Below are 6,752 nucleotides of genomic sequence, written 5' to 3' on the forward strand. Positions count from 1 at the left end.
CCGCGGCACGACCCTGGCGGTGGACGTGAGCCGGCTGCCCGCGGCCGGTCCGCTCACGCCCGCGCTCGTGGCGGCCTCCTCGGCGTGCCTGGGATTGCTGCGCTGGGACGGCGGGCGGTGGTCGGTGCAGCCGCTGGCCGTGCAGACCCTGATCGGCAGGAAGGCGGTCGCCGTGCACACCGGCGACTGGGCCCTGGGCCCCACCGAGGCCCGGGCGGCGAAGGCGGAGGCGGTCGCGGGCACCGCCGTCGACGTGCTGCGCGAGCGAGCGGGAAGGCTGCTGCGAAAGTGACGACAGCGCACCACCGACGGCAGGTGCTCTACTGGCGGCTCCTGGCCCGGCTCTTCGACCCCGAGGAGCAGGCAGCACTGGAGTCCGCGAGCGTGGCCGTCGTCGACGACCTGGGACTGCCGGCCGCGTTGCTCGATCCGTCGGTCTCGGTGGACACGGTGGTGCAACGGTTCCCGCACCTGGAGTCCGAGTTCGACGGCCTGCTGACCACCACGGCGGACGACCGCGACAGCGAGGTGCGCCGGGCGGCCCTGATCTCCAAGGTGCTGCTCAACGTCTTCGCCACCGGCTCGGGTGAGGTGACCGCCGGGCAGCTCACCCGCTGGCAGGCCGACGCGGGCTGGTTCGAGCGGGCGCTCGGCGCCGAGCCCGGGCAGCTGCGGGGGCGCTCGACCGGCGCGGGCAGCGGCTCCGGTGGCGACCTCACCGCGGTGCTGGCCGGGATCGAGGGTGAGCTCGTCAAGCGGATGCGGCTGCGCGAGGTCCTCGCCGATCCCCGGCTGGCCCGGCAGCTCACGCCCGGCATGTCGCTGATCGAGCAGCTGCTGCGCGACAAGAGCAACCTCGACGGCGTCGCCCTGGCCAACGCCAAGGCGCTGATCCGCCGGTTCGTCGACGAGGTCGCCGAGGTGCTGCGCACCCAGGTGGCGCAGGCACCGGCCGGCACCGTCGACCGGTCCGTGCCACCCCGGCGGGTCTTCCGCAACCTCGATGTCAACCGGACCATCTGGCAGAACCTGCCGAGGTGGAGCCCGGCCGACGAGCGCCTGTACGTCGACCGGCTGTATTACCGGCACACCGCCAGGCGCACTAGCCCGGCCCGGATGATCGTGGTGGTGGACCAGTCCGGGTCAATGGTCGACTCCATGGTCAACTGCACCATCCTGGCCTCCATCTTCGCCGGGCTGCCGCGGGTCGAGGTGCACCTGATCGCGTACGACACCCGCGCGCTGGATCTCACGCCCTGGGTGCACGACCCGTTCGAGGTGCTGCTGCGGACCGATCTCGGCGGCGGCAACGACGGCCCGGCCGCCCTGGCCCTGGCCCAGACCAAGATCGCCGCTCCGGCCGACACGGTGCTCGTCTGGATCTCCGACTTCTACGAGTTCGACCGGTCCCAGCCGCTGTTCGACGGCATCGCCGCCCTGCACCGCTCCGGGGTGCGCTTCATCCCGGTCGGCTCGGTCACCAGCTCCGGCGCCCAGCAGGTCAACCCCTGGTTCCGCCGGCGGCTGCGGGACTTGGGCACCCCGGTGATCTCCGGCACCATCGGCAAGCTCGTCACCGAGCTCAAAGACTTCATCGCCTGACAACCAAGGAGCTGCCATGAGCGAGATGCTGCGTGCCCCCGCCGAGGTCAAGTACGCCGACGAGCTGGACTGGCTCGAGTCGGTCGACGACGGGCCGAAGCCGTTCTCCTGGCGGCTCAGCCCGAAGATGGTCCGCCTGTTCGTCCTCGGCTCGGTCCGCGCCGACGGCCTCGACCGGGTGATCCCGCAGAAGTGGTTCGGCGAGCGGAGCCTGGTCGAGCGGGCCGTCGTCACGCTGGCCTCCGACCGCGGTCTGCTGCTCATCGGCGACCCCGGCACCGGCAAGAGCTGGCTGGCCGAGCTGCTCGCCGCCGCCATCAGCCGCAACTCCACGCTGGTCGTGCAGGGCACCGCCGGCACCACCGAGGACCACGTCAAATACTCGTGGAACGTCTCGATGGTCATCGCCCGGGGCCAGTCCCGCGCCTCGATGATCCCGTCACCGATCATGACCGCGATGGAGGGCGGCGTGATCGGCCGCTTCGAGGAGCTGACCCGTTCCACCAGCGACGTGCAGGACGCCCTGATCTCGATCCTCTCCGAGAAGTACGTCTCCATCCCCGAGCTGGACGACGACAACATCGTCTTCGCCAAGCCCGGCTTCTCGATCATCGCCACCGCCAACAGCCGCGACCGGGGCGTCAACGACCTCTCGTCCGCACTCAAGCGACGCTTCAACTTCGTCCGCATCCCCATGGTGACCAACCGCCGGAGCGAGGCGGAGATCGTCCGCTTCCGCACCGCCGAGCTGCTGCGCCGGCACAACATCGAGCTGGAGGTGCCACCGACACTGCTCGACGTGCTGCTGCAGAGCTTCGCCGACCTGCGCGCCGCCTCGGCCGCGGCAACCGGCGACGACGAACGCCTGGAGTCGGCGCTGTCCACCGCCGAGCAGATCGGCGTCCTGGAGGACGCCATCCTGCACAGCACCTTCTTCGGAGGCACGCTCAACGCCCAGACGCTCGCCGGCGCGCTGGTCGGGTCACTGGCCCGGCGCAGCCCCGAAGACCTGGCCATCCTCAACAAGTACTGGCACGGGGTCGTCGAGCCACGCAGCAAGGACCACGGCGGCGAATGGTCCGGCTTCCTGGAGGGCGGCCGCCAGGCGATCGCCACCCTGTCGTGAGTGACCCCTTCGGCGAGCTGCGCGCGCAGCTGCTCGAGGCGGCCGAGGCGCTCACCGGCGGACCGGCGGCGCTGCCGGAGATCCTCGCCGGCATCGTCGACGACGTCGACCACGCCCTGCGCGAGCCGGTGGAGATCTTCCCGGTCTGCCACCACTCGCCGTCCTCGGCGCTGGCCATGGTCCGGCGGCTGCGGGAGAAGCGGCCGACGGTCATCTACCTGGAGCTCTGCGAGGACCTCGGGCCGCTGCTGGGCGAACTGCGAAACTGCCGGCTGCCGGTGGCGTTGCAGGCGTTCGCGTCCGAGCTGGACGGCTTCCCCGAGGAGGCGGCGCCGCTGAGCGTGATCGCGCCGATCACCGAGGCGTCGGCGGAATACCAAGCGATCGCCTACGCCCTTGAGACCCCTGGCGTGGAGCTCGTCCTGGTCGACCGGTCCTCCGATCACATCTTCCAGTGGATGCCCGCACCCGGGCCGGCCGCGTCCACCGAGGCGGCGGGGGAGCTGCACGGTGATGCGGTCGGGGTGGAGCTCGGCGATCTGCGGCCGCGCTTCGCCGAACTGGAGGAGCACCTGCTGCGCCACGGCCGGGTCCGGCACTGGTCGGAATGGTGGGACCAGTACGTGGAGCAGCCCCTCGCCGGCGCCGACCACGCGACGTACCGGCAGGTGATGGTCCTGATCGGCAGCCTTTTCCGGCGCCTGACCCCGCACGACACCCGGCTGCACGCGATCGACGAGGACCGCGAGCGCCACATGTGGACGCGCATCCGCGAGCACCTCGCCGCCGGCGGCGCCGACCGGGCCGACTGCCTGTACGTCTGCGGGGCCTTCCACGCCGCCAGCCGCGTGCCCGAGGCCGGTTCCGATCCGTCGGCGCCGGACTTCACCATTCCGCCGCCCACCGGCAGCAAGTGGCTCTACGGGCTCATCCCGTCCAGCCACTCCGCGATCGAGGCGCAGTTCGAGCTCGCCCCCGGCTCCGTCTCCATCGCGGCAGCCACCTGGGAGAAGGCGCTCGGCCGCAGCGGGCTCACGCCGTACCGGCTGGCGGGGCAGAAGGGCAGCAGGAAGCGCGCTGCGAAGGCCTTGCCGCCGCCCGCGATGGAGCCGGTGACGGTGACCGACCAGCTCACCGCCTACCTCGGGACACCGGCGGTCCTCGACGGGCTCGACGAGGAGGAGTTGCGCGGCTGGTGCGTCGACATTGTGCGGCTCGCCCGGCGCAACGGCTATCTGGCCAGCACCGCCGACGCCATCGCCGTCTTCGAGACGTCGATCCTGCTGGCCGGGATGCGCGGGCGGGCGCGGCCCACGCCGTACGACTTCCAGGACGCGGCCGTCACCTGCATCGAGAAGGAGGTCGTGCCGGGCCGTCGTGACGTACGCCGGCTGTGCGAGGTCCTGCTCGGCGGCGACCGGATCGGCCAGGTCGGGTACGCCGCGATGCCGCCGCTCGCCCGTGACGTCTACGACCGGCTCGCCCCGCTCGGCCTCAACCTGGAACAACGCACTATCCAGCGGGCGCTGCTCGACGTCACCGCCCGGCCGGAGCTCGCCGCCTGCTCGGACCTGCTGTGGATGCTCCGCTACCTGCTGCCCGACCACGCCGTACGGCCGATCATGGGCACCCGCCGCCTGGGCGAGCCGGCCCTCCAGGAGAGCTGGGACCTGGACCTGGGCCGCCACCAGCGCACCATCATCGAGCTCGGCTACGAGGGCGTGACCGTCGAACAGGTCCTCGAGCAACGCCTCCGCCGCGCCGCCTGGGGCCCTGAGGCCACGGCGGCGACCGCGCTCAGGGCCGTCGAACAGTCCCTGGTCTTCCTGCACAGTCCCCGGCTCACCGACGACCTGGGCGCCCGGGCCGTCGACCTGCTGGCCGGGGAACGCACCGTCGACGAGGCCCCCACGGTTCTGCGCCGCATCCGCCGCCTGCTCGCCTACTACCGGACGACCGAGCCGGCGCTGCCGCCCTGGTGCGACCGGTTCGTCACCGAGGGGTACGCGCACTACTGCACGCTCCTGCCCACCGCGTTCGTCAGCGAGGACACCGGAGTGCGGCAGGTCGGCGCGATGCTCGGCTTCCTGGTCAGCCTGGAAACCCTGGCGTTGTCGCTGGGCTGCGACCGGAGACAGCTGGAGCTGGCCGTACGGCAGTCGCACCCGCAGGAGCCGATGAAGCTGGCGCTGCTCTGGGCGGCCCAGCATCAGCTGGGTCTGCTGCCCCTGGCCGAGCTGCGGGCCCGGGTCGACGCTCTGCTCGACAACCCGCTGGTGGTGCCGGCGTTCCCGCAGTACGTCAGCGGCCTGGTGCAGGCGCTGGAGGCGGTGCCCCGGCTGGCGCCGTTCGTCGTCGAGACGCTGTCGAAAGCGTTCGGGCAGCTGCCCGATCAGGTCCTGCTGCCCTGGCTGCCGACCCTGATCACCACCCTCAGGACTCACGCGGCGGAGCTGGTCCCGGTCCTGACCCGGGAGGCGGGCCGCACGTTCCCCGGCACACTGGCCGAGCTCGACTCCTGGACAGCGCCCTGGGACGCCGACGGCGTGCCCGGGAAGCCGCCGGTGGGCCCGGGCGTGAGCGCCGCCGTGGCGTTGCTGGCGGCGTACCCGTCAGCCACCGACGGAGTGGCGGAGCTGCTCGGGGTCGCTGTCGACGGCGTGGCTGAGCTGCTGGCGGCTCATCCGGCTACGGGGGAGGCGGTGGCCGAGCTGATGACGTGAAGGTGATCTCGAGACGGCGGGGGCCGTACCCGGGTGCTCGGCCGGTGGGGGATTTGCTAGTGTTTCCTCCGTCGCCGGGGCAACGCGCCGGAGAGACAAGCGGACGTAGCGCAGCTGGTAGCGCATCACCTTGCCAAGGTGAGGGTCGCGGGTTCGAATCCCGTCGTCCGCTCTCCCGAACGACACCTACCCGTCGAAGCCCGTGCTCACGGTCAGGTCCCTCCACTGCTCCAGCTCGGCGCGTTCCGCGTCCAGGACGTTGCCGAATGCCTGGAGGGCATCCGCGCCGAGCAGCAGGAGTGCCGGCGGTTCCGGCGAGGCCACCGCGGTGATGATCGCTTGCGCGGCCTTCGCGGGGTCGCCCGGCTGGGTGCCGTGGACGGTGTCGTTCTCCTTGCGACGCTTGCCGGCCGTGTCCGCGTAGTCGTCGATCGGCTCGGCCGACTGCGTCAACGAGCGGCCCGCGAAGTCGGTCCGGAACGCGCCCGGTTCCACGGCGATCACCGAGATCCCCAGTGGCTGCAGCTCCTTGCGCAGCGAGCCCGAAATGCCTTCCAGCGCGGCCTTGGCGGCGGAGTAGTAGCCCGAACCGGCCGGGGTGATCCGCGCCCCGATCGAGGAGACGTTGACGATCGCGCCGGCCCGGCGAGCCCGCATGGCCGGAAGCACCGCCTTGATCATCGCCACGGCACCGAAGAAGTTGGTGTCGAACAGCCGTCGCACGTCGGCGTCGTCACCCTCCTCGACCGCGGCCCGGTAGCCGTAGCCGGCATTGTTGACCAGGACGTCGACCCGGCCGAAGTGCGCCTCGGCCTGCTGCACCGCTGCCGTGACCTGTGCGGGGTCGGTCACGTCGAGCGCGAGGGCGCGCGCGGTGTCCGGGTACGCCTTCGCCAGGTCCTGCACCTTGGCGGCGTCGCGGGCGGTCACGACGGCATTGTCACCGCGAGGACCGCCTCGGCGAGGGCACGGCCGAGGCCGGTCGAACAACCGGTGATCAACCAGGTCTGTACGGGCATCAGGGTGGGTCCTTCCTTGTCGTGGACATCCCCAGCCAACACCTCTTCGAATCTGCGAGGGAGTGTTCGGCGTAGCTGGTTCCACCAGGGCCTCCCAGCCGGAATCCGGTGGGCCGCGACCTCGCCCGGATCGGTGAGGGAGTGCGCGGCAGCAAGCCTCGCGGAGATCCGCTTGAGTCTTTGCGGCGGCCGGACCGACACCGCGCCGGTCCTGACGGGGCGCCTCGGACGTGCCGTCGCCGCGCCGGTGGCCGAGGGGTGCGGCGGCCGGGACGTCGCCGC

At 71.8% G+C, this 6,752-nt stretch carries 4 protein-coding genes, 1 tRNA gene and 1 pseudogene; 5 read left to right on the forward strand and 1 reads right to left on the reverse strand.

Annotated features, from left to right (window positions below; translation table 11 throughout):
- From AB0C29_RS26820 to AB0C29_RS26840, 5 genes and pseudogenes are all read left to right on the forward strand, one after another.
- Window positions 1-292: pseudogene (locus AB0C29_RS26820) on the forward strand (hypothetical protein); the annotation flags it as partial.
- Window positions 289-1,602 carry a VWA domain-containing protein gene (locus tag AB0C29_RS26825; protein WP_360825439.1) on the forward strand — a complete coding sequence of 438 codons (1,314 nt, stop codon included), beginning with the start codon at window positions 289-291 and terminating at the stop codon, window positions 1,600-1,602. The pseudogene AB0C29_RS26820 and the gene AB0C29_RS26825, both read left to right, overlap by 4 nt.
- A 16-nt stretch (window positions 1,603-1,618) precedes the next feature.
- On the forward strand, window positions 1,619-2,728 hold the full coding sequence (locus AB0C29_RS26830; RefSeq protein ID WP_360825442.1) for an AAA family ATPase: 1,110 nt from the start codon (window positions 1,619-1,621) through the stop codon (window positions 2,726-2,728).
- On the forward strand, window positions 2,725-5,451 hold the full coding sequence (locus AB0C29_RS26835) for a DUF5682 family protein (protein WP_360825445.1): 2,727 nt from the start codon (window positions 2,725-2,727) through the stop codon (window positions 5,449-5,451). Before AB0C29_RS26830 ends, AB0C29_RS26835 begins: the two co-directional genes overlap by 4 nt.
- Window positions 5,452-5,550: 99 nt before the next feature.
- A tRNA-Gly gene (locus tag AB0C29_RS26840) sits at window positions 5,551-5,623 on the forward strand.
- Between the two features lie 14 nt (window positions 5,624-5,637).
- Here AB0C29_RS26840 and AB0C29_RS26845 read toward each other — a convergent pair.
- Window positions 5,638-6,381, reverse strand: a complete 744-nt coding sequence (locus AB0C29_RS26845; RefSeq protein WP_360825448.1) for an oxidoreductase — start codon at window positions 6,379-6,381, stop codon at window positions 5,638-5,640.
- Between the last annotated feature and the right edge of the window lie 371 nt (window positions 6,382-6,752).

Source organism: Actinoplanes sp. NPDC048791, assembly GCF_040650095.1.
In the GTDB taxonomy this organism is placed as follows: domain Bacteria; phylum Actinomycetota; class Actinomycetes; order Mycobacteriales; family Micromonosporaceae; genus Actinoplanes.